Here is a 21775-nt window from a genome sequence, read left to right on the forward strand (position 1 = left end):
TCCTGCGTCCCACCGAAGTCCGGTTGGGCCCTCCGCCGACTGATCCTGCCCTCCCGATCCGCCTCCTCAGACTATCGCGGGTTCCCATACCACCGCGGATCTGGTTTGCTTCTCCCGGGGATGGAAATGTCGCCTGCGTCACACAGGCTGCATTCACCACGACGCCCACCCACCAGGGTCGGCGGGATCAGCTCGCGGTCGCTCACGACCCCGGTCAAGGAGACATCGAACGGATGAGAAATTCGTCATGGAGGGGAGCGCTCGGTGTGGCGCTGTCGGTAGGGCTGATCGCCTCACCGATGATCGCACTGCCGGCCGCAGCGGTCGAAGCACCGCCGGCCACCCCTGGCCCCACACCCACACCCACGCCTCCTCCCGCACCCGGCGCCGTCGTGCCGATCCGCGAGATCCAGGGCACCGGGGCAGCCACTCCGCTGAGCGGCCGGAGCGTCACCACGCGCGGGAAGGTGACCGCCGCCTACCCGACGGGGGGCTTCGACGGGTTCTACCTGCAGACGCCCGGTACCGGCGCTACAGCGGACCAGGACGCGTCCGACGCCATCTTCGTCTACTCACCGGCCACGGTCGGCGAGGTCGCTGTCGGCGACTACGTCGAGGTGACCGGTGTGGCCGGGGAATTCTTCGGTCTGACCCAGCTCACAGTCGCAGCCGGCGGCACGGTGAAGCTCGCCGAGGCCGCCGAGGAGGTCAAAGCCTCCGGGATCGCCCTGCCTGCCACAGAGCAGGCGCGCGAAGCGGTCGAGGGCATGCTCCTCCAGCCCTCCGACGACTTCGTGGTCAGCGACAACTACACGCTGAACCAGTACGGCGAGGTCACCCTCGCTGCCGGTGACGCCCTGCTGCTGCAGCCCACCGAGGTCGCACCCCCGGGCACACCCGAGAACGCCGCCGTCGCCGCGGACAACGCCGCGCGCAGCATCAGGCTCGACGACGGCGCGACCACGAACTTCCTGAGCAACGCCAACCGCGGCGAGGTGCTGCCCTACCTCACGCCGGAGCAGCCGGTCCGCGTGGGCTACAGCGCGGACTTCATCTCGCCGGTCGTCATGGACTACCGCAACAGCTCCTGGAAGTTCCAGCCCCTGGCCGAGCTCGACGGCGCAGCACCGGCAGAGGTGCAGCCGGTCGAGTTCGCCGGTGAACGCCCCGCAGCACCCGCCGAGGTGGGCGGGAACCTGACGATCGCCTCGTTCAACGTGCTCAACTACTTCGCCACCACCGGCGAGGAGCTCCAGGGCTGCACCTACTACACCGACCGCGCAGGGAACCCGATCACCGTGAACCGGGGCTGTGCTGCCCGTGGTGCTGCGGACCAGGAGAACCTCGAGCGGCAGGAGGCGAAGATCGTCTCCGCGATCAACGCGCTCGGCGCCGACGTCGTCACCCTCATGGAGATCGAGAATTCTGTGACGTTCGGCAAGGACCGCGACTTCGCGCTCAAGACCCTCGTCGAGGCCCTCAACGAGGACGCGCCGGGCACCTGGGACTACGTCCGTTCCCCGGCGGCGCTTCCTGCCGACGAGGACGTCATCCGCACGGCCATGATCTACCGGAAGGCCGTCGCGGAACCGGTCGGGGAGTCCGTCATCCTCGACGACGAGGCGTTCTCCAACGCCCGTAGGCCCCTCGCACAGGCGTTCAGGCCGGTCGGCGGTTCGGACGAGGACGTCTTCCTCGCCATCGTGAACCACTTCAAGTCCAAGGGGTCGGCTCCGGCTTCAGGACCGAACGCGGACGCCGGGGACGGCCAGGGCGCGTGGAACGCCGCCCGGGTCGCCCAGGCCGAGGCACTGGTCGCCTTCGCGGACGAGACCCGCACCACCGCGAACACGGACAGGGTGTTCCTCACCGGGGACTTCAACTCCTACACGCAGGAAGACCCCATGCGCGTCCTCTACGAGGCGGGCTACGTGAACCAGGGCGAGAAGGACGACTCCTACTCCTACGTGTTCTCGGGCCTGAGCGGTTCGCTCGATCACGTCCTCGCCTCGCCCGCGGCGGATGCCACGGTCACCGGTGTCGACATCTGGAACATCAACTCCGCCGAGTCGGTGGCCCTCGAGTACAGCCGGTACAACAACAACGTCACCGACTACTACGCCGCCGATCCCTACCGTTCCAGCGACCACGACCCGGTGATCGTGGGGACGAACCCTGCATCCGGCGGCGGTACCGGCCCCGGTCCCGGTGCCGGCAGCACCGAGATCAATCTGCTCAACATCAACGATTTCCACGGACGCATCGACCAGAACACGGTCCGCTTCGCCGGCACCGTCGAACAGCTGCGCGCGGAGTTCGGCGAGGGCGAGACCGCTTTCCTGTCGGCCGGCGACAACATCGGTGCGTCCCTCTTCGCATCCTCCCTGCAGGACGACGAACCGACGATCGATGTTCTCGATGCACTCGAGCTCCGGGCCTCGGCCGTGGGCAACCACGAGTTCGACAAGGGCTTCGACGATCTGACCGGTCGCGTCAGCGACTCGGCGGGCTTCGACTACCTCGGGGCCAACGTCTACACCAGGGGCACGGAGGATCCGGCTCTCGAGGAGTACCGCATCATCACGGTCGGCGGGATCGACGTCGCCGTGATCGGTGTGGTCACCGAGGAAACGGACACACTCGTGAGCCCCGGTGGGATCGAGAACCTCGACTTCGGGGATCCGGTGGAAGCCGTCAACCGGGTCGCCGCGGAGATCGAGGAGCAGGATCTCGCCGACGTCATCGTCGCCGAGTTCCACGAGGGTGCCGGTGACGGCGTCGTCGAGGGCGCGACCATCGAGGAGGAGATCGCGGCGGGGGGTGCGTTCGCGGAGATCGTCACGGAGACCTCGCCGCTGGTGGATGCGATCTTCACCGGGCACACGCACAAGCAGTACGCCTGGGACGGTCCGATCCCCGGCGCCCCCGGTGAGACCAGGCCCGTCCTGCAGACCGGTTCCTACGGCGAGTTCATCGGGCAGGTCACCCTGACGGTGGACACCTCGACGGGCGACATCGATTCCTACACCGCACGCAATGTCCCCCGGACCACCGCGGAGGACGCAGCACTCGTGGCCGCCTACCCGCGCGTGGCCGAGGTCAGGACGATCGTCGACGCGGCGCTTGCCGAGGCGTCCCGCATCGGGGAGCAGCCCGTGGGCTCGGTCACGGCGGACATCACCACCGCCTTCGCGGGTACCGCCCGCGACGACCGCAGCTCGGAGTCCACACTGGGCAACCTCGTGGCCGATTCACTGCGCGCCAGTCTCTCCGCACCCGAGCGGGGCGGCGCACAGATCGGCGTGGTCAACCCGGGAGGGCTCCGCAACGAGCTCTACTACGCACCGGACGGCGTCGTGACCTTCGCCGAGGCCAATGCGGTGCTCCCGTTCGTCAACAACCTCTGGACCACCACCCTCACCGGTGCGCAGTTCAAGACGATGCTGGAGCAGCAGTGGCAGCCCGAGGGCAGTTCGCGGTCATTCCTGGCGCTGGGCCTCTCGGACAACGTCAGCGTCACCTACAACCCTGACCTCGAGCGCGGTGCGCGGATCACCTCGGTCCTGATCGACGGGGAGTTCCTCGACCCGGCGGAGGAGTACCGGATCGGCACGTTCAGCTTCCTGGCCCAGGGCGGCGACAACTTCGCGGTCTTCCGCGAGGGCACCGACACCCGTGACTCCGGACTCGTGGACCGGGACGCCTGGATCGACTTCATCCGCGCCAACAGCCCGTTGTCGCCGTCCTTCGATCGCCGAACCGTCCAGGTCCAGGGCGCTCCGACGACCGTGCAGGCGGGTACCACCCTGTCCTTCGCGGTGTCGAGGCTGGACCTCACCTCGCTCGGAAGCCCCGCCAACACCACGCTGGCGGCCAGTTTCGTGGGATCAGGCGGGTCGACGACGCCGCTGGGTTCGGTTCCCGTGTCCAACGGGAGCGCCACAGTGAATCTGCCGGTGCCGACGACGCTGAGCGGCCAGGGCAGGCTCGTCCTCACCGCTTCCCCGACCGCCACGACGGTGACCCTGCCGGTCACCATCGAGAGCGCGACGACCGAGCCGCCGAAGCCCTCCTGCGTGAAGCCCAAGCCGCCCACGCAGGCCTGGAACATCGGTGGCTGGATCCGCTACGCGGTGCAACTGGTGGGCTACTACCGCTGCCTGTTCCGCTAGGACCCGGTACGCAGGTACGTGAAGCCGGTACGTGCAGAAGGGACCTCCACCGCGTCGGTGGGGGTCCCTTCCGGTGTCAGCCCAGGTCGGTGGCCCCGGCGTGCAGCAGGATCGCGGCCGCGATCCCGTCGGCATCCAGCAGGGTCCTGCCGCCTGCGGTCAGCGGCGCTCCCGCCTCGGCGGCGATGGCGGTACCCCACTGGACCGAGGACAGCTGGAGACCGATGACGAACAGGGACTCCTGCACCGATCCGCTCCTGTCGACAGCCCGGTACGGCGGTCCTGTGACGTCGAGTCCGCTGGAGGCGACCGGGACGCCGTCGTCCGCCATGAACACCCTGGGTCGCACGATGCCCTGCCCGAGGAGCGAGAGCAGCAGCGGCGACGTGGTCGCGGCGACCCGGTTGGCCGGCATCATCGCCTCCGTGAGCCGGGGTGCCGAGAACGGCTCGCCGTCGACCCACGGTGAGGCGGCACGGAAGAATCCCTCGTCCGGGTCGACGCCGAAGCGCGGGTCCGGGCCGACGAAGCGCACGATCCCTGCCCGGACCAGGGCAGCGAGCTGCGCGATCCTCACCGGCGGCGGTCCGCTGGCGAGGCCTTCCACGAGCGGTTCGAACCAGCCCTGCAGCTCGGCGTGCCAGGAGGCAGTGGAGATCCCGCCGTCGGCGACGGCCTGCTTGATCACGGAGCGGCCGGCGTTGAGCGCGCCGATCATCATCTTCAGTGGATCGTCCTCGCCCCTCGACGATCCCTCCGCATCGGCGTCCAGGTGCGCCAGGACCGCGGCCGTGAATTCCTCACTGTCGGCGAAATGCCTGCCGGTGAAGGGGCGTGCCAGGTCCTGCACCACGAGCCGGTGGATCACGGGAACCCAGCGTTCGACGACGCCCTGGACCGCACCGGACCACTGCGGACCGTCGATCGCCAGGGCGTCGTCGAGCTGGGTGAGGAACGCTCCGCCCGATCCCTCGCGGAGGTGGGGCTCCACCCGGTCGAGCGTCGAGTAGTAGGCCCACAGCGCGTCGCGGTGCAGCAGCGGCCAGACGTCGTGATCGAAGCCCGCCTGGACACCCGAGCGCGCAGGAGCCAGGACACGCTCGGTGGTGCAGAATCGCAGTACCACGCTGCGCGGAATGTAGGTGTCCAGGACCGCCTTGGCCCTGTAGGGAACTCCCCTGCGCGAAGCGGCGACGAGCTGCGGCTCCCTCCCGGACGCCTCGTACTTCAGCCGCGTACCCGTCCCGGGCGAGAAGCGGCCTCCCCGGCCCTCGGTGAGGGTGATCATGGCATCGAAGAAGTTCAGGCCGAGTCCGCGCACCAGCACGGGCTCGGCCGCGGGAAGCGTGTGCCACGGGACGTCGCCGGGAACCGCCGGCGGCCAGTACTGCGCAGAGTCGGCAGCAGCCTTCCGGAGTGTGTCCTGCTCCGGCGTCAGAGCCGTCGGAAGATGGCCGAGCGCGAGCACGACGTCGTCGGCCTCCATGTGCGTGCCGTCGTCGAGTTCGATGCGCCAGCTCGGCGCACCTGACCCACCGTCTGCTGCCTCGCCCGCACGAGCGATGCCGATGGCTTCTTTCCGGTGCTGGGTGACGGCGACATTCGGCGGCGCAAGGCGCACCAGCTCGGCGAACATCCAGCCCAGGTAGCGTCCGTAGAGGGCGCGGCTCGGGAAGTCCGCGGACCCCAGTGCGCTGCACTCCTGCCGATCGGCATCACCGACGAGGATCGCGCCGTCCTTCACCCGCTGCCGCCAGGTGTCGAAGGAGAGCGGGAGGGGGGAGGCCGCCGTCCCGTGCGCACCGACGGGAACCACCGTGGGATAGAGGCACGGGGTGTTCATGAGGAACAGCCTCGACTGGTCCGTCCGCCAGATGTGCCCCGCGCCGGCCTCATGGGGTTCGATGAGGTGGATGTCCAGTAGCGGAGCCTGCTCGCCGAGCTGCACGCTCTGTGCGATCAGGCGTTCGATCACCGAGGTACCGCGGGGTCCGCCGCCGATGACGGCCACCCTCGCTCCCCTCCGGTCCTCCACCTGTCAAGAGTAACGAAAAGTCCCGCAGCCCTTGTCCGGAGAGGACCATCCGTGGCCGGATGCGCGTGTGGAGCCCCTGCATAGGATGGAGCCATGACGTACTCACCGGAAGCCACCGACACGGACGACGCCTTTCTGTGGCTCGAGGACATCTACGGTGAGGAGCAACTCGACTGGGTACGGGCGGAGAACGCACTGACCGAGCGCGCCGTGATCACCGATGACTTCCACGACCGCGAGCGCCGCATCCTCGAGGTCCTCGATTCCACGGACCGCATCCCCGTGGCCTCCAAGCGCGGCTCGTTCTACTACAACTTCTGGCGCGACGGCGAGCACCGCCAGGGCATCTGGCGCCGCACCACCTGGGACAGCTACGTCTCCGCTACCCCTGATTGGGAACTGCTGCTCGACGTCGATGCGCTCAGCGCCGCCGAGGGGATCGAGTGGGTCTGGTCCGGCGCCCTCTTCCTGCGCCCGCCGGAGGGCCGGGCCTACGAACGCGTCCTAATCGCCCTGTCCCCCGACGGCGGTGACGCCGTCCGGTACCGCGAATTCGATCTCACACGCCTCACCTTCGTGGACGGTGGGTTCGACATCCCGACCGCCAAGAGCCGCATCAGCTGGGCCGATCGCGACACGCTCTACGTCGGCACGGATTTCGGTCCCGGGTCCATGACGACGAGCTCCTACCCGCGATCGGTCAGGATCCTCCGTCGCGGAGACGGACTGCAGGCCGCCGAGGCCCTCTTCGAGGTGGACGAGGATCATCTGACGGCACTGGTGCTGCACGATTCCACCCCCGGCTTCGAGCGCGACCTGGCGGTCGACACCATCGACTTCTACACCCGTCGCTCCTACCTGCGGAAGGACAACGCCTGGCAGCTCATCGACGTCCCCGAGGACGCGAGCATCTCCCTGCACCGCCAGTGGCTCCTCGTCAGACCGCGCACGGACTGGACGGTGGCGGGGACCACCTACAGCGCCGGATCGCTGCTCGTGACCGACATCGGACCGTTCCTCACCGGGGACCGGTCGTTCACCACGATCTTCACGCCGGATGCGAGCAGGTCACTGCAGTCCTGGAGCTGGACGCGCGATCATCTGCTCCTGAATCTGCTCCACGACGTGTCCTCCGAGATCCGCATCCTCGACCCGGCGAGGAACTGGACGTCCGAGCCGCTGGACGCCTGCCCGCCCCTGCACTCGGTCGATGCCTACGCGGTCGACGACGAGGACGACGACGCGGGTGACGACTACTGGCTCATCGCCACCGGGTTCCTGACGCCGTCGACCCTCCACCGGGGCACGATCGGGGGTACCACGTCAGTCATCAAGTCCTCGCCGTCGTACTTCGACGAGGACCGCTTCACCGTGGAGCAGCACTTCGCGATCTCCAAGGACGGCACGCGTGTGCCCTACTTCCAGATCGCCGGGAAGACGCTGGAGCTCGACGGCGGCAACCCGACTCTCCTGTCCGGTTACGGAGGATTCGAGCACTCGATGACCCCCGCCTACAGCGGCGTCACCGGCCGGGGCTGGCTGGAGCGCGTCACCCCGGACGGCAGGCACGGCGTCTACGTCCTGGCCAATATCCGTGGAGGTGGCGAGTACGGGCCGCAGTGGCACCGTGCAGCGCTGCACGAGAACCGGCATCGCGCGTACGAGGACTTCGCCGCGATCGCCGAGGACCTGGTGCGGCGTGGCGTCACCTCCCCGGCTCTGCTGGGCGCCACGGGCAGGAGCAACGGCGGGCTGCTCGTGGGCAACATGCTCACCACCTACCCGCACCTGTTCGGCGCCATCTCCTGCGGCGTACCCCTGCTGGACATGCGCCGATACACGAAGCTCTCGGCCGGATTCTCCTGGATAGCCGAGTACGGTGACCCCGACAAACCCGAGGAGTGGGAGTACGTGCGCTCGTTCTCGCCCTACCACCTCCTGAGGGAGGACGTGCAGTACCCGAAGACCCTGATCTGGACGGCGACGAGCGACGACCGGGTCGGTCCGGTACAGGCCCGGAAGATGGCCGCGAGGATGAAGGCGCTGGGCGTCGGGGACGTATGGTTCCACGAGGCCCTCGAAGGTGGGCATGCCGGCGCCGCGGACAATCGGCAGGCAGCCCGGATGCACGCCCTGAGCTACGAGTTCCTGTGGCGGGCGCTGACCGGGGCGCTCTGAGCGGCCTCCCTCTGCCGGGATCTCGCGGGCGTGGTTTTGCTTGTGCCCTTGCGTTCTGGGTACCCTTGGCAGGCTAGCGATAGCTGCTGGAGACGTGCCAGAGCGGCCGAATGGGCTTCACTGCTAATGAAGTGTGGGCCTAAAGCCTACCGGGGGTTCAAATCCCCCCGTCTCCGCCACGAGGACCCCCTGGAAACAGGGGGTCCTTTTCGTGGAACGTCCTTTTTCGTGGAACAGTGCGTCCCGACGCCGGGTCAGGCCTTCAGTGCCAGCGCGAAGGGCAGCACTCCCGACGCCCCCGCCGCCCGCAGGGTCCGGCCCGCCTCGGTGATGGTCCAGCGGCTGTCCGCGATGTCGTCCACCAGCAGGACCGGTCCCGGGTTCGCCGCGAACCACGCCGAGCCCTCGGCGGGCACGGCGAAGTGGTCCCAGACCGCTGCCAGTCTGAAGGCACTGTTGCCTCCGGGCGCACCCTGCGGTGGGCCGTGGGGCGTCTGCAACTGTCCGAGGTAGGGAATCCGCCCCACCCCGGCGAGCGCCTGGGCGAGGGATCCGATGAGCTGGGGGCGGCGCCGGGAGGGCACGCTGACCACCGCGACAGGGCGCTCCTGCCACCCCCACTGGGCGAGGACACGGACGACGGCGTCGACGACGGCCTGATCGAGGGGCGCATCGGCGGTGGTGTCAGCCAGGAGCTCACGGAGTCTCGTTCCCCAGCCGAGATCGGTGAGGCGTGCCAGCGCCCGCCCGGGCAGGCTGACCTCGTCCGGCTTCAGCTTGCCCTTCAGGGGCACACCCAGTTTGGACATGCCGCTGGGCCACTGGCCCCTGGGCTCAAGTTCCACGCCGACCCTGCTGAGGGCCTGGCTCGCGGAGTCGGAGGCGTCGTGCGCCACCTCGTCCGAGTACCACGGGCCCGCGCAATTGTCACAGCGGCCGCAGGGCTCGGCCGATGGATCGTCCAGGGACAGGGCGAGGAACTCCATACGGCACCGCGTGGTGTTCTCGTAGTCGAGCATCGCCCGCTGTTCCACCACGCGTGCCTCACGGATGCGGTCGTACCGCTCGGCGTCGTAGGTCCAGGGCGTCCCGGTGCTCTCCCAGCCCCCGGTGACCTTCCGGACCGCGCCGTCGACGTCGAGCACCTTCAGGAGCAGCTCGAGCGGTGAGCGCTTGAGATTCACGCGCGTCTCCAGCGCCGGGGTGGACAGCACGACACCGGGTTCGAGCGCATCCAGGACCCGCAGGGCGGCATCCTCCGACGGCATGGACGCCGTGGCGAAGTACTCCCAGATGTCGCGGTCCTCGGCGCCCGGCAACAGCAGGACGTCGGCGTTCGGCGTCCCGCGCCCGGCGCGACCCACCTGCTGGTAGTAGGCGACGGGTGACGACGGCGCACCGAGATGCACCACGAAACCGAGATCGGGTTTGTCGAATCCCATGCCCAGCGCGCTCGTGGCCACGAGCGCCTTGACCTCGTTGTTCTTCAGTGCCGCCTCCGCGGCCTCACGGTCGGCCGGGTCCGTGCGGCCCGTGTACGCGCGCACGGTATGCCCGTTCTCCCGCAGCAGGCGTGCGGTGTCCTCGGCCGCAGAAACCGTGAGCGCGTAGATGATCCCGCTGCCCGGGAGGTCGGACAGATGGGTGAGGAGCCAGGCCAGGCGTGAGCGCGCACTCGGCAGGCGCAGCACCCCCAGACGCAGCGACTTCCGGGCGAGTTCGCCTCGCAGGGTGAAGACCTCCGTGCCGCCGGCGCCGAGCTGCTCCTCCACATCAGCCACCACGCGGGAGTTCGCCGTCGCGGTGGTGGCGAGGACCGGCACACCCTGCGGCAGACCCATGATGAGCTCTCGCAGGCGCCGGTAGTCGGGGCGGAAGTCGTGCCCCCAGTCGGAGATGCAGTGCGCCTCATCGATCACGAGCAGGCCCGTGTGCCGGATGAGCTCGGGCAGGTAGAGCTCACGGAAGGACGGATTGTTCAGCCGCTCGGGTGAGACCAGGAGGACGTCCACCTCGTCGGCGCCGAGCCTGGCCGTGATCTCCTGCCATTCGGTCTGGTTCGCGGAGTTGATCGCCTCCGCACGGACACCGGCCCGCGCTGCCGCTGCCACCTGATCGCGCATGAGGGCCAGCAGGGGCGAGACGATCAGGGTAGGGCCCGTGCCCCGTTTCCGCAGGAGCAGACTTGCCACGAAGTACACGGCCGACTTCCCCCACCCGGTCCGCTGGACGACGAGCGCGCGCCGGCCGTCCTCGACGAGTGCCTCGATGGCCTCGAACTGCCCCTCGTGGAACCGGGCGTCCGGCGACCCCACGAGGGTGTGCAGGATGCTGGTGGCTTGCTCGGACAGTGTGGTGGTCGACGACATCGCTCCAGTATCACAGGCCGCTCCCCCAGTCACCGCAGGTGCACCCGCTCTGTGCACAACCGGCCCTCCGTGGCCCCGATACACTTCCAGACGTGAGCACCCTCCTAGATCTCTCCGCATCCTTCAAGGCCTATGACGTGCGCGGCATCGTCGGGGAGACCATCACGGAGGACTCCGTGCGGGCGGTCGGCGCAGCCTTCGTCGACTCCCTGGGGCTGGCAGGCGAGACCGTCCTGGTCGGCGGTGACATGCGCCCGTCGTCGCCCGCCTTCGCCAGGGCGTTCGCCGACGGGGCCACCCGCCGGGGCGCGGACGTGCTCTTCCTCGACCTGATCTCCACCGACGAGCTGTACTACGCGAGCGGCACCCTCGACGCCGCGGGCGTCACCTTCACCGCGAGCCACAACCCGGCCCAGTACAACGGCATGAAGCTGACGCGGCCCGGCGCCGTCCCGGTGTCCTCCGACACGGGCCTCGACGACGTGCAGGCGCGCGCCGAGGCGTACCTCGAGGCCGGGAGCATCCCGGCGGCGGCTGTGCGGGGCCGGACCGGGGTGCGCGACATCCTCGAGGAGTACTCGCGCTTCCTGCGCGGCCAGGTGGATCTGTCCTCGTCGCGACCTCTGAAGATCGTGGTCGACGCCGGCAACGGCATGGCCGGCCTCACCACCCCCGCCGTCCTGGGCGACCGCCTCCTCGAGGCGCTGCCGCTGGATATCGTCCCGCTCTACTTCGAGCTCGACGGCACGTTCCCGAACCACCCGGCGAATCCGCTCGAGCCGGAGAACCTGCGTGATCTCAAGGCGGCCGTCGTCGAGCACGGCGCGGACATCGGCATAGCGTTCGACGGCGACGCCGACCGCTGCTTCATCATCGACGAGCGCGGCGAACCCGTCTCTCCCAGCGCCATCACGGCGATGATCGCCCGGCGGGAGATCGCCCGCGCCCAGGCCGCAGGGGAAGCCGAGCCCGCGATCATCCACAACCTCATCACGTCCCGGGCGGTACCCGAGCTGATCCTCGAGGACGGCGGCCGCCCGGTCCGCACGCGGGTGGGGCACTCGTTCATCAAGGCGGTCATGGCCAGGGAGGGTGCCGTGTTCGGGGGGGAGCACTCGGCCCACTACTACTTCCGCACCTTCTGGAACGCCGACACGGGGATGCTCGCCGCCCTGCACGTCCTGGCAGCGCTCGGCGAGCAGGACGGACCGCTGTCGGAGCTGGGACGCGAGTACGAGCCGTACTTCTCCTCCGGTGAGGTGAATTCGAAAGTCGCGGACGTGCAGGGCTCGATCGAGCGGGCACGTGCAGAGTTCGCGCAGGACGGCGTGGTGGTGGACGACCTCGACGGGCTCACCTTCACCCCCGGGCACGGGCGCTGGTGGTTCAACCTGCGCCCGTCCAACACCGAGCCGTATCTCCGCCTCAATGCCGAGGCGGAGGACCAGGACACGCTCGAGGAGCTCGTGGAACGTGTCCTCGCCGTGATCCGGGACTGAACCCGAGCCTGCACGAACTGCAGAACGAAACAGGCCCCCTCCGTCGACGGAGGGGGCCTGTCCTTGGTGCGCTGTGGGTCAGACGGTGCTGAAGCGATCCTTCAGTCCCTCGAGCTGATCCCTCAGCTCCTCGGGCAGGGACTCCCCGAAACGTTCGTACCACTGTTCTATCCCGACGAGCTCCTCGGCCCACTCGGCAGCATCGACGTGGACGGCGGTCTCGAGCTCCGCGGGGCTCATGTCGAGACCCGTGAGATCGAGGGAGTCACCGGTCGGGACGAAGCCGATCGGAGTCTCCACGGCATCGGCGGTACCCTCGAGCCGTTCGATGACCCACTTGATCACACGTGAGTTCTCCCCGAAGCCCGGCCAGGCGAAGCCGCCCTCGGCCGTCCGGCGGAACCAGTTCACCAGGAAGATCTTCGGGAGGCGAGCCTGGTTCGCCTCCGCGCCGAGCGTGAGCCAGTGCTGGAGGTAGTCCCCGGCGTCGTAGCCCATGAAGGGCAGCATGGCCATGGGATCGCGCCGCACCCGGCCCACCTGGCCTGCCGCGGCAGCCGTGGTCTCCGAGGACAGCGTGGATCCCATGAAGATCCCATGGGCCCAGCTGCGGGACTGGGTGACCAGCGGGACGGTGGTCTTGCGACGACCTCCGAAGAGGATCGCGGAGATCTCGACGCCGTCGGGCCTGTTGTACTCCTCGGCGAGGATGTCCACCTGGTCGATCGGCGTGCAGAACCGCGCATTGGGGTGGGCCGCGGTGTGCTCCATGTCCGGCGTCCAGTCCCTTCCCTGCCAGTCGATGAGATGATCCGGGACCTCCTCGGTCATACCTTCCCACCACACCCCGCCGTCGTCGGTGAGTGCAACGTTGGTGAAGACCGAGTTCCCCTTGGCGATGGCGCGCATCGCATTGGGGTTGGTCTCCCAGCCCGTCCCGGGGGCGACGCCGAACAGGCCCGCCTCGGGATTGACCGCCCGCAGCTCACCCTCCTTGCCGAACCGCATCCAGGTGATGTCGTCACCGAGCGTCTCGACCTTCCAGCCCTCGATCGTGGGATCCAGCAGCGCGAGATTGGTCTTGCCGCACGCGGAGGGGAAGGCCGCGGAGAGGTAGTAAGTCCTGTCCTGCGGCGAGGTGAGCTTGAGGATCAGCATGTGCTCGGCCATCCAGCCCTCGTCGCGGGCCATGACGGAGGCGATCCGCAGGGCGTAGCACTTCTTGCCCAGCAGGGCGTTGCCGCCGTAGCCCGACCCGTAGGACCAGATGGAACGCTCCTCCGGGAAGTGGACGATCCACTTCTCCTCGTTGCAGGGCCACGGAACATCCTCCTCGCCGTCGGCCAGAGGTGCTCCCACGGAGTGAAGAGCCGGGACGAACTCGGCGTCGAGCTCGGTCATCCGGTCCAGGACCGGGGTGCCGATGGTCGCCATGATGCGCATCGACGTCACCACGTAGGCGCTGTCGGTGATCTCCACGCCGAACTTCGGATCCTCGGCATCGAGATGTCCCATGACGAAGGGGATCACATACATGGTGCGCCCGTGCATGGCTCCGGTGAAGAGACCCTCGAGCTTGGTCTTCATCTCGGTCGGATCCATCCAGTTGTTGGTGAAGCCGGCGTCCTGCTCCTCCTTCGAGCAGATGAAGGTCTGCTCCTCGACCCGGGCCACGTCCCGGGGGTCCGAGAAAGCGGCGAAGGAGTTGGGGAACGTGTCGGGGTTCAGCCGGACGAAGGTGCCGGCCTCCACCAGTTCATCGGAGAGGCGGGTGTTCTCCTCCTCGGAGCCATCCACCCAGACGACGTCGGCAGGCTGCGTCATCTGCTGCACGCTCCTGACCCAGGCGCGCAATCCTTCATGGGTGGTGGGCATGTCATCGGGCAGCGCACTGCCTCCAGGATGTGTGACGGTGTCATCGAGATGGCGCACGGAATCGCCCATTTGTCTTCCCTTCGTTGGGTGCTCGGTGTCCTCCGATGCTAGGTGCGCGCTATTTCGGTCCCCGGGTCGTCGGAGCACCACCATGAGCTGTACGATGCCCGGGACCGCGTGAAGTCGGGGTTCTTCCGCCCGAGGAGTATCGCGGTCGTGAGAAAGGTCACCTATACCGGTATAGGTTATCGAGACTTATTCTGCCGATTATGCAGAGCGCGGATTCCACGCTAACGTTGACCACGGCCGAAACGCCAGAGCGCACAACGCACAGCCATGTCCGGCTGGCCTGTTGCGACTGCGTGCGTAGCTCAACGGATAGAGCATCTGACTACGGATCAGAAGGTTGGGGGTTCGAATCCCTTCGCGCGCACCACAGCATGCAGGGGAAAGCACCTGTACGAGAGAAGGCCCCGGCTGAATGCCGGGGCCTTTTCTCGTCAGGTTGCCCACGCGCCGCGCGGATGCCAAGCTCTGCCTATGAGCGAATTCCAGACTGTTGATGTCATCGTGATCGGAGCCGGGCCGGTCGGTGAGAACGTAGCCTCACGAGCGGTGCAGAAGGGCCTCTCCGCCGTTCTGATCGAGGCCGAACTCGTGGGTGGTGAGTGCTCCTACTGGGCGTGTATGCCATCGAAAGCACTCCTGCGGCCCGGCGCGGTCCTGAACGCCGCACGCAGTGTTGCCGGTGCACGCGAGGCGGTCACCGGCTCCCTCGACGCGGAGCAGGTCCTGGCACGGCGCACGTCCTTCACCGAGAACTGGGACGATTCCTCCCAGGCGGAATGGGCGATCTCCGCCGGGATCACACTGGAACGCGGCCGGGCCACGATCTCCGGTGAGCGCGAGGTGACCATCTCCGGCGCGGACGGCTCGCAGACGCGCTACCGCGCCGAGCACGCCGTCGTCGTCGCCACCGGCTCCAGGCCGACCATCCCGCCGATCGACGGTCTTGCCGATCTCGACTACTGGACCACCCGCGAGGCGACGTCCGCGGCCGAGGTCCCTGCGAGCCTCGCCGTCGTCGGGGGTGGCGTGGCCGGCGTCGAGCTCGCCCAGGCGTGGGCGCGGCTGGGAGCAGAGGTCACCGTCGTCGCCCGCAGTGGGATCCTCGAGAGCTTCCCCCGGGAGGCCTCCGAGCTCGTCCAGGATGCGCTTCGCGCGGAGGGAGTCACGATCCTGACGGACACCGGCACCGATGCCGTCCGCAAGGACGGTGAAAGCTTCGTGCTCGACGTCGGCAACGGCCACACCGTCACCGCCGAGAAGGTTCTCGTTGCCACGGGCCGCCATCCCAACACCGCCGGCATAGGGCTCGAGGACCTCGGGTTCGACGTGAAGACGATGGACAGCGACGATACCGGGCGCGTGGTCGGTGGGGGCGGCTGGCTCTACACCGTCGGCGACGCCCGCGGCAAGGTTCCGCTGACGCACCAGGGCAAGTACGAGGCCAGACTCACTGCCGATGCCATCGCGGCACGCTCGAAGGGCGAGCTCGGCGACACGGCGGAGCCCTGGAGCCCGTTCGCGGCGACGGCGGACTCCGTGGCCGCACCCCAGGTGACCTTCACCGATCCGCAGATCGCCATGGTCGGGATCACCCTCGCACAGGCGAGGCAGGACGGCGTCAACGCCTCGGAGACGTCCCTGGAGATAGCGGTTGCCGGCGCGGAGATCCAGGCGGACGACTACACGGGCTGGGCGCAGCTCGTGGTGGACGAGGACCGCAAGGTGATCATCGGCGCCACCTTCGCAGGACCGGAGGTTGCCGAACTGCTCCACAGCGCAACCATCGCGATCGTCGGGGAAGTGCCTCTCGAGCGGCTGTGGCACGCGGTGCCCACCTACCCCACCGTCAGCGAGGTCTGGCTTCGCCTGCTCGAGCAGTACGGACTCTGAGGCAAGGTGCGGCCGTGCCCGGCTCAGAACGTCGCGGCCCGCCGCACCACGAAGTCGGTGACGTCGGCGTCGCGGCGGTCGAGCTCGGCCCAGTCGCCGTCGAACGTCATGACGGTCAGTCCTGCGGTCGGATAGTCCGTGGCCAGGTCCATGACGGCGCGCTCGTCGGAGCGGACCGAGGCCAGCCGCATGGCGAGCTCCTGGACTCCCGGATTGTGGGCGATCACGAGGAGACTGGTCACGGTCGGTGGCACCCGATTGATGAGCGCTAGTATCTCGGCGGGACGTGCCGCGTAGAGATCGTCCTCCAGCTTCGGGGTGGGCGCCCTGTCCCCGAGTTCCTTGCTGACCCACGTGCACGTCTGGCGGGTGCGCAACGCCGTGGAGACCAGGATCGAGTCGGGGACGGCGTCGTGCTCCACCATCCAGCGGCCCACCAGCGGCGCATCGGCGTGGCCGCGGGAGCTGAGCGAGCGCTCGTGGTCGGAGACGCCCTCCTGGAACTCCGCCTTCGCGTGGCGCAGGAGCATGAGTCTCTTCTGGTGGGAGGCCATACCTGAGAGTCTAGGGCGTGCCTAGATGGAGTACTCCGGTGCAGCCCAGACCACGACCTCCGGGTGGTCGTAGAAGCGGTACCCCTGCCCCCGCACCGTGCGCACCGTGTTGGCGAGGCGTCCGAGCTTGGCCCGCAGCCGCCGGATGTGGACGTCGATGGTGCGCTCGTTGGGCACCTCGTCGGCGTTCCGCCAGAGACCGCTGAGCAGCTCCTCCCGTCCCACGGTCCGTGCGGCGTTCTCGACCAGGTAATTGAGGAGCTCGAACTCCTTGAAGGTCAGATTCAGCGTCCGGCCGTCGAGCTGCACCTCGCGCCGGGAGAGGTCGATGAGCACACCCGTGGCACGCTGCACCTGCGTGGGTGCCGGATCCGGGCGCTGGCGCCGGGTGACGGTGGGGTCCCCGAGCGCGGCACGCACGACGTCGATGTCGGACCCTTCGGCGTCGGCCGGGGCGAGAGCCACCGCAGCATGGCTTGCCGCCGAGGGCACGAGACCCCGCACGTAGGCGCGGACGTTCTGCGCCAGGTCGGTGAAGGTGGTTCCGGCCGCTGCCGCCGTCGCCTCGTCGAGCGCGACGTACAGCACGAAGCCGCGCGGGGAGGTATCTCCCGTGACAGCCTGCGGTCCCGGCACGCCGGTGGGCGCGACGACGGGGACCGGGGCACTCATGGGTCCGGATTCGGCGCTGCTCACCGCGTGGAGACGTGACCCGCCGTGCACGGCCGGGTCGGGAGCCGGCGTGACCCGCTGGCGTGCCGTGCGATTCTGCGGAGAACGGAGGGAGATATGGACGTAGCCCTGCTGTACTGACATGGATGCCACCTCGTGGAGTGTGCCGTCATCACGGCGCGAATGCGGGAGTGAGCCCGGTCGGGATGATCGATGGAGCCCGCCGTTGGGCAAGAAGTGCGTAGGAGGTCGGGGTGTAACCGTTACGCGTGCATTCGATAGCAGCGTCGCATGATCTCGGAGATGATGTCCGGGACCGGTATCGACGCTGCCGATGCGGGTGATGTGGTGATCACAGGTCAAATTATTGCACGTCACAAATGTTGACTCGCAAGTAACAAAGCAGGAGGGTCCATCAGGTGGCCGCTCGCAGACGACGGCGCCCCGGGCCGCGGAGACTACCCCACGACGCCGTAGAGGCGGTCCCCCGCGTCCCCGAGCCCCGGCACGATGTAGGACTTCTCGTCGAGCTTCTCGTCGATCGACGCGAGGACGATGGTGACGTTGCGTCCGTCCAGCTCCTCCTGCAGGGTGGCGAGCCCCTCGGGAGCTGCCAGGAGGCAGATGCACGTGATGTCCGCGGCTCCCCGGGCGAACAGGAACTTGATGGCCTCACGCAGCGTGCCACCGGTGGCCAGCATCGGATCGAGCACGAACACCTGGCGTCCGGTGAGATCGTCCGGCAGCCGCTCCGCATAGGTGATGGCCTCGAGGGTCTCCTCGTTGCGGGCCATACCCAGGAAGCCGACCTCGGCCGTCGGCACGAGGCGCGTCATTCCCTCGAGCATCCCGAGGCCGGCGCGGAGAATGGGAACCACCAATGGCGTGGGCTTGACCAGCCCGACTCCCTCGGTGCTCGTGACCGGCGTCCGGATGGAGACGGTCTCCACGCGCACCTCGCGCGTGGCCTCGTAGGCCAGGAGCGTGACGAGCTCCTCGGTGAGGAGTCGGAACACCGGCGACGACGTCTCCCTGTCCCGCAGAACCGTCAGTTTGTGGGCTACCAGGGGATGGTCGACTACCAGTACGCGCATGGCTCAAAAGTACCATTGGGCCCATGACCGACTCCCCCCAGCCAGTGAGTTCTGCGCACCACGTGTGGATGGGGCTGGCGCTGGATGCAGCACTGCGCACGCGGGCCAGTGCGGACGTGCCGATCGGCGCCGTCGTCGTCGGAGTCGATGGAACGGTGCTCGGCACGGGCTGGAACCAGCGCGAGGAGCTCGGGGACCCGACGGCGCACGCCGAGGTGCAGGCGATCCGCGCCGCAGCCGGTCGGCTGGACTCCTGGCGACTCGAGGGCTGCACCCTCGTGGTGACGCTGGAGCCGTGCGCCATGTGCGCGGGGGCCAGCGTCCTGGCCCGCATCCCCCGGGTGGTGTTCGGGGCGTGGGACGAGAAGGCGGGTGCCTCGGGGTCCGTGTTCGACATCCTGCGCGAACCCCGGCTGAACCACTGGACCGAGGTGTTCGCCGGCGTCCGGCAGGATGAGTGCGCCGGTCTGCTGAGGGAGTTCTTCGCGGCGCAGCGGGCGGAGATCGACGTGCAGCGATCAGGCGATTCTGCGTAGGCTTGGGGTATCCGCACCATCCCTCACGAAGGAGTAGACGTGGCAGACCAGCAGGACGGCCTGAAGGAAGTCAAGGACATCCTCGGCAAGGCCGACATCGCGATCCTCACCACCGTGAATGCCGACGGACAGCTCGTGAGCCGGCCGCTCGCGCTGCAGGCGAAGGACTTCGACGGCGATCTCTGGTTCTTCACGGAGGACCCCTCCCCCAAGGCCGACGAGATCCGCGCCAACCCGCAGGTGAACGTCTCGGCGAGCACGGGCAAGGGCTACGTCTCGGTCGCGGGAACGGCGACGCTGTCCAAGGATCAGGCGAAGATCGACGAGCTCTGGGATCCTTCGGTCTCGGCGTGGTTCGAGAACGGTCGCGATGATCCCGCCGTCGCACTCATCCACGTCGATGCGGACACGGCCGAGTACTGGTCCATGGACGCACCCCGCGTCGTCTCGGCCGTGAAGATGGTCAAGGGACTCGTGACCGGATCGCAGCCGGACGTCGGCAACAACGACGTGGTCGACTTGTCCTAGGGTTCGTTCCCGGCGGTTGCTGATGCCCGCCGTTTTGGGTTCGGAGCGCGCCACCCGGTAAAGTGACGGCGTTGGTGACGTGTCCGAGCGGCCGAAGGTGCAACACTCGAAATGTTGTTTGGTGAAAGCCAACGTGGGTTCAAATCCCACCGTCACCGCCAAGCGAGAAGGCCCCTACTCCCGCTAGATTGCAGGGAAGTAGGGGCCTATCTTCTTATCCGGCGTCGGGTCTTGCCCACTTCTTGCCCACACTTGCAGCCGATACAGCGTGATCTAGAGCGTCCGAAACGGCGTCCAGGTCGCCGTCGAACAAGTCCGCGTACACGTCCAAGGTCATCGCCGCCGAGCTATGGCCGAGCATCCGTTGTACGGCTTTCACATTCGCGCCAGCAGATACCGCGAAGCTGGCGGCAGTGTGGCGTAAGTCGTGCGGCGTGACCCTCGGGACGCCGGATCTCTTCACCGCCCCGGCAAACCAACTCATGTTGTCGTCATGGACCCGCGCGAGCCGCAGGTATCTACCGTCCGCACCCGTGAACACGAGAGCATCGCGCCCCTTGTCCTCGCACTGTGCAGCCAGTTCATCGAGGAGGAACCTCGGGAACGGTACGGTGCGCTTCTTGTGGTTCTTCGGGGTACCGACCTCGATCCTCGACCCCACTTGCACGGCGTTTTCCTCGATGAGGAGCCGACGCCGCAGCATGTCGAGATGTCTTACCCGCAGCGCCGTTGCTTCACCCCACCGCAGGCCACTGTAGGCCAGCAGGAGGACGAGAGCCGGGTACTTGCTAGCAGCAGCCAACTCATGCACTTGTTCGTGCGACAAGTAGACGTGAGGCTTGCGCACTTTCCGGGGAAGGGAGATCCCTCGGGCGGGATTGCTGAGCATCCGACGGTCGCTAACGGCGTCATCGAGGACTGAGGCGAGAACACCGTACGCACGGATAACAAGGGTCGCGCCTTTCGGCTTCCGTGGCGGCACTGACTTTGGGTCGCCGGCACCCATCTCCGATACCCATTGCTGCACCGCCGTCTTTCGCACGTCTGAAACGGCTACATGCCCCCACGCGGGCCGTACATGGTTGCGCCAGGCAGATTCCACAGGGCGAAACGAAGACGGCTTCAGGTGCGTTTGACGGGCGAGCCAAGCATCGCCGAGAGGCCCAATTAGAGCCCGCGCCGCTGTAGCGTCCACGAACTCCCCACGGAGCTTAGAGGTTCCGCCAGTAGGTTATGGTCGGCGCGTTGGTCGGGTGTCCCAGCGGTGGGTGACCCAGGCCTCGCGAATGATTCGTCGGATGATGATCGCGGCGTTGGCCAGCGCGATGAACGCGTCGATGACGCGAGCACGGCGTTCGGTGCAGATGGCGAGTTTCCTGAAGCCTCGACTGTGCCAGGAGTTGGTCCGTTCCACGACCCACCGGGCGCCGGCTTGGAGCGGGAAGCCTTTCGTACTGATCACGCCCCGGCAGCCGAGCTCGGCCAGTAGGTCACGACTGACCTGGCTGTCGTAGCCGGCATCGAGATGGACGGTGATTTCCTCGGGTAGTCCAGCCCCGAAGTGGTGCTCGAACCTGCCGAGCTTCTCCAGCGTGGGACGTAAGAAGGGCGAGTCGTGTCGGTTCGCCGGCGCGATCACGCAGCCGATCGCCGATGCCCGATCCGTCGGTCATCAGGGACCGTTTGGTGCCTTGTTTGCCCCGGTCTACTGGGGATTTCCCGGCCGCCTCGCCGCCACAGGGTGCTTTGACGATGCACCCATCGACGCTGATGTCCTCCAGATCGAGGCCCACGATCTGATCGTAGGCCTCCAGACAGATCTGCTCCAGGGCATCGAAGAGACCAGCGTCAATCCATTCATCACGTCGTCGGCGGATCGTCGTCCCTGAGCAAATCGAGTCCGCGATCCGTTCATAGGCCGCACCGAGGACCGCGACCTGGACGAGTTTGTCGAACACGATCCGATCATCGATGCGAGGGTTGTGACAGCCCAACGGATGGGTATCGATGTGTTCGGGGATCAGCGCGGCGAACTGGTCCCACAACGGGTCGATGATGAAAGATGGCAGAGCAGGCACGAGCACCTCGGAGAAGAGAAGATGGCGTAGAACACCTCTTCTGTTACCAGGACTCGTGCCTGCACCGCATCACCAACACGCCCTCACACCACATCACCTACTGGCGGAAGCTCTTAGCCTTGATCCACCGATGAGCGTCAGCGTGACAGTACGTCATTAAAGACGAAATGCCCGTCTGACCGGGGAGAATGGGACTGTCGAAGGTTCACATTCAGCTCGGTGAGAG

The 21775-nt window shown here is 67.6% G+C and carries 13 protein-coding genes, 3 tRNA genes and 1 pseudogene; 9 read left to right on the forward strand and 8 right to left on the reverse strand.

Going from position 1 to position 21775, the window contains the following annotated elements:
* The first annotated feature begins 233 nt into the window (after nt 1-233).
* Nucleotides 234-4172 (forward strand): ExeM/NucH family extracellular endonuclease, encoded by a 3939-nt coding sequence (locus tag E8P82_RS13155; protein ID WP_136455507.1) that lies wholly within the window; start codon nt 234-236, stop codon nt 4170-4172.
* 76 nt (nt 4173-4248) lie between these two features.
* Here E8P82_RS13155 and E8P82_RS13160 read toward each other — a convergent pair whose 3' ends face one another.
* Nucleotides 4249-6183 (reverse strand): FAD/NAD(P)-binding protein, encoded by a 1935-nt coding sequence (locus E8P82_RS13160; RefSeq protein ID WP_246021362.1) that lies wholly within the window; start codon nt 6181-6183, stop codon nt 4249-4251.
* Nucleotides 6184-6300: 117 nt separating this feature from the next.
* Here E8P82_RS13160 and E8P82_RS13165 point away from each other — a divergent pair, with 117 nt between their 5' ends.
* Both E8P82_RS13165 and E8P82_RS13170 read left to right on the forward strand, forming a co-directional pair.
* Nucleotides 6301-8385: a prolyl oligopeptidase family serine peptidase gene (locus E8P82_RS13165; RefSeq protein WP_136455509.1), complete on the forward strand. Its 2085-nt coding sequence runs from the start codon at nt 6301-6303 to the stop codon at nt 8383-8385.
* An 88-nt stretch (nt 8386-8473) separates the two neighbouring features.
* Nucleotides 8474-8564: transfer RNA gene (locus E8P82_RS13170), tRNA-Ser, on the forward strand.
* Nucleotides 8565-8639: 75 nt separating this feature from the next.
* Here E8P82_RS13170 and E8P82_RS13175 read toward each other — a convergent pair.
* Nucleotides 8640-10754 carry a RecQ family ATP-dependent DNA helicase gene (locus tag E8P82_RS13175; protein ID WP_136455510.1) on the reverse strand — a complete coding sequence of 705 codons (2115 nt, stop codon included), beginning with the start codon at nt 10752-10754 and terminating at the stop codon, nt 8640-8642.
* Between the two features lie 92 nt (nt 10755-10846).
* On the opposite strand from E8P82_RS13175, the gene E8P82_RS13180 reads away from it, so the two are divergent.
* Nucleotides 10847-12253, forward strand: a complete 1407-nt coding sequence (locus E8P82_RS13180; protein ID WP_136455511.1) for a phosphomannomutase/phosphoglucomutase — start codon at nt 10847-10849, stop codon at nt 12251-12253.
* A gap of 78 nt (nt 12254-12331) precedes the next feature.
* Here E8P82_RS13180 and E8P82_RS13185 read toward each other — a convergent pair whose 3' ends face one another.
* Nucleotides 12332-14197: a phosphoenolpyruvate carboxykinase (GTP) gene (locus tag E8P82_RS13185; protein ID WP_211096883.1), complete on the reverse strand. Its 1866-nt coding sequence runs from the start codon at nt 14195-14197 to the stop codon at nt 12332-12334.
* 291 nt (nt 14198-14488) lie between these two features.
* On the opposite strand from E8P82_RS13185, the gene E8P82_RS13190 reads away from it, so the two are divergent.
* Nucleotides 14489-14564 (forward strand) — tRNA-Arg (locus E8P82_RS13190).
* A 104-nt stretch (nt 14565-14668) separates the two neighbouring features.
* On the forward strand, nt 14669-16087 hold the full coding sequence (locus tag E8P82_RS13195) for a dihydrolipoyl dehydrogenase family protein (protein ID WP_136455512.1): 1419 nt from the start codon (nt 14669-14671) through the stop codon (nt 16085-16087).
* Nucleotides 16088-16110: 23 nt separating this feature from the next.
* Here the strand turns inward: E8P82_RS13195 and E8P82_RS13200 are convergent, their stop codons facing one another.
* The 3 genes from E8P82_RS13200 to upp form a co-directional block, all read right to left on the reverse strand.
* The gene (locus tag E8P82_RS13200) at nt 16111-16641 is read right to left on the reverse strand and encodes a SixA phosphatase family protein (protein ID WP_136455513.1); all 531 of its coding nucleotides are present in this window, start codon (nt 16639-16641) and stop codon (nt 16111-16113) included.
* Between the two features lie 21 nt (nt 16642-16662).
* Nucleotides 16663-17457, reverse strand: coding sequence for a winged helix-turn-helix domain-containing protein (locus E8P82_RS13205; protein ID WP_136455514.1), 795 nt, complete (start codon nt 17455-17457; stop codon nt 16663-16665).
* A gap of 314 nt (nt 17458-17771) precedes the next feature.
* The gene (upp, locus tag E8P82_RS13210; protein ID WP_136455515.1) at nt 17772-18407 is read right to left on the reverse strand and encodes a uracil phosphoribosyltransferase; all 636 of its coding nucleotides are present in this window, start codon (nt 18405-18407) and stop codon (nt 17772-17774) included.
* A 23-nt stretch (nt 18408-18430) separates the two neighbouring features.
* Here upp and tadA point away from each other — a divergent pair, with 23 nt between their 5' ends.
* From tadA to E8P82_RS13225, 3 genes are all read left to right on the forward strand, one after another.
* A complete protein-coding gene (gene tadA, locus E8P82_RS13215; RefSeq protein ID WP_136455516.1) occupies nt 18431-18943 on the forward strand; it encodes a tRNA adenosine(34) deaminase TadA in 513 nt (170 codons plus the stop codon).
* 39 nt (nt 18944-18982) lie between these two features.
* Nucleotides 18983-19471, forward strand: coding sequence for a pyridoxamine 5'-phosphate oxidase family protein (locus E8P82_RS13220; RefSeq protein WP_136455517.1), 489 nt, complete (start codon nt 18983-18985; stop codon nt 19469-19471).
* Between the two features lie 73 nt (nt 19472-19544).
* Nucleotides 19545-19632: transfer RNA gene (locus tag E8P82_RS13225), tRNA-Ser, on the forward strand.
* 53 nt (nt 19633-19685) lie between these two features.
* On the opposite strand, the gene E8P82_RS13230 is transcribed toward E8P82_RS13225, so the two are convergent.
* Both E8P82_RS13230 and E8P82_RS13235 read right to left on the reverse strand, forming a co-directional pair.
* Nucleotides 19686-20477, reverse strand: a complete 792-nt coding sequence (locus tag E8P82_RS13230) for a tyrosine-type recombinase/integrase (RefSeq protein ID WP_246021364.1) — start codon at nt 20475-20477, stop codon at nt 19686-19688.
* 225 nt (nt 20478-20702) lie between these two features.
* Nucleotides 20703-21549 (reverse strand): annotated as a pseudogene (locus E8P82_RS13235) (IS5 family transposase).
* Nucleotides 21550-21775 lie beyond the last annotated feature (226 nt).

Source organism: Arthrobacter echini (genome assembly GCF_004803505.1).
GTDB lineage: Bacteria > Actinomycetota > Actinomycetes > Actinomycetales > Micrococcaceae > Arthrobacter_D > Arthrobacter_D echini.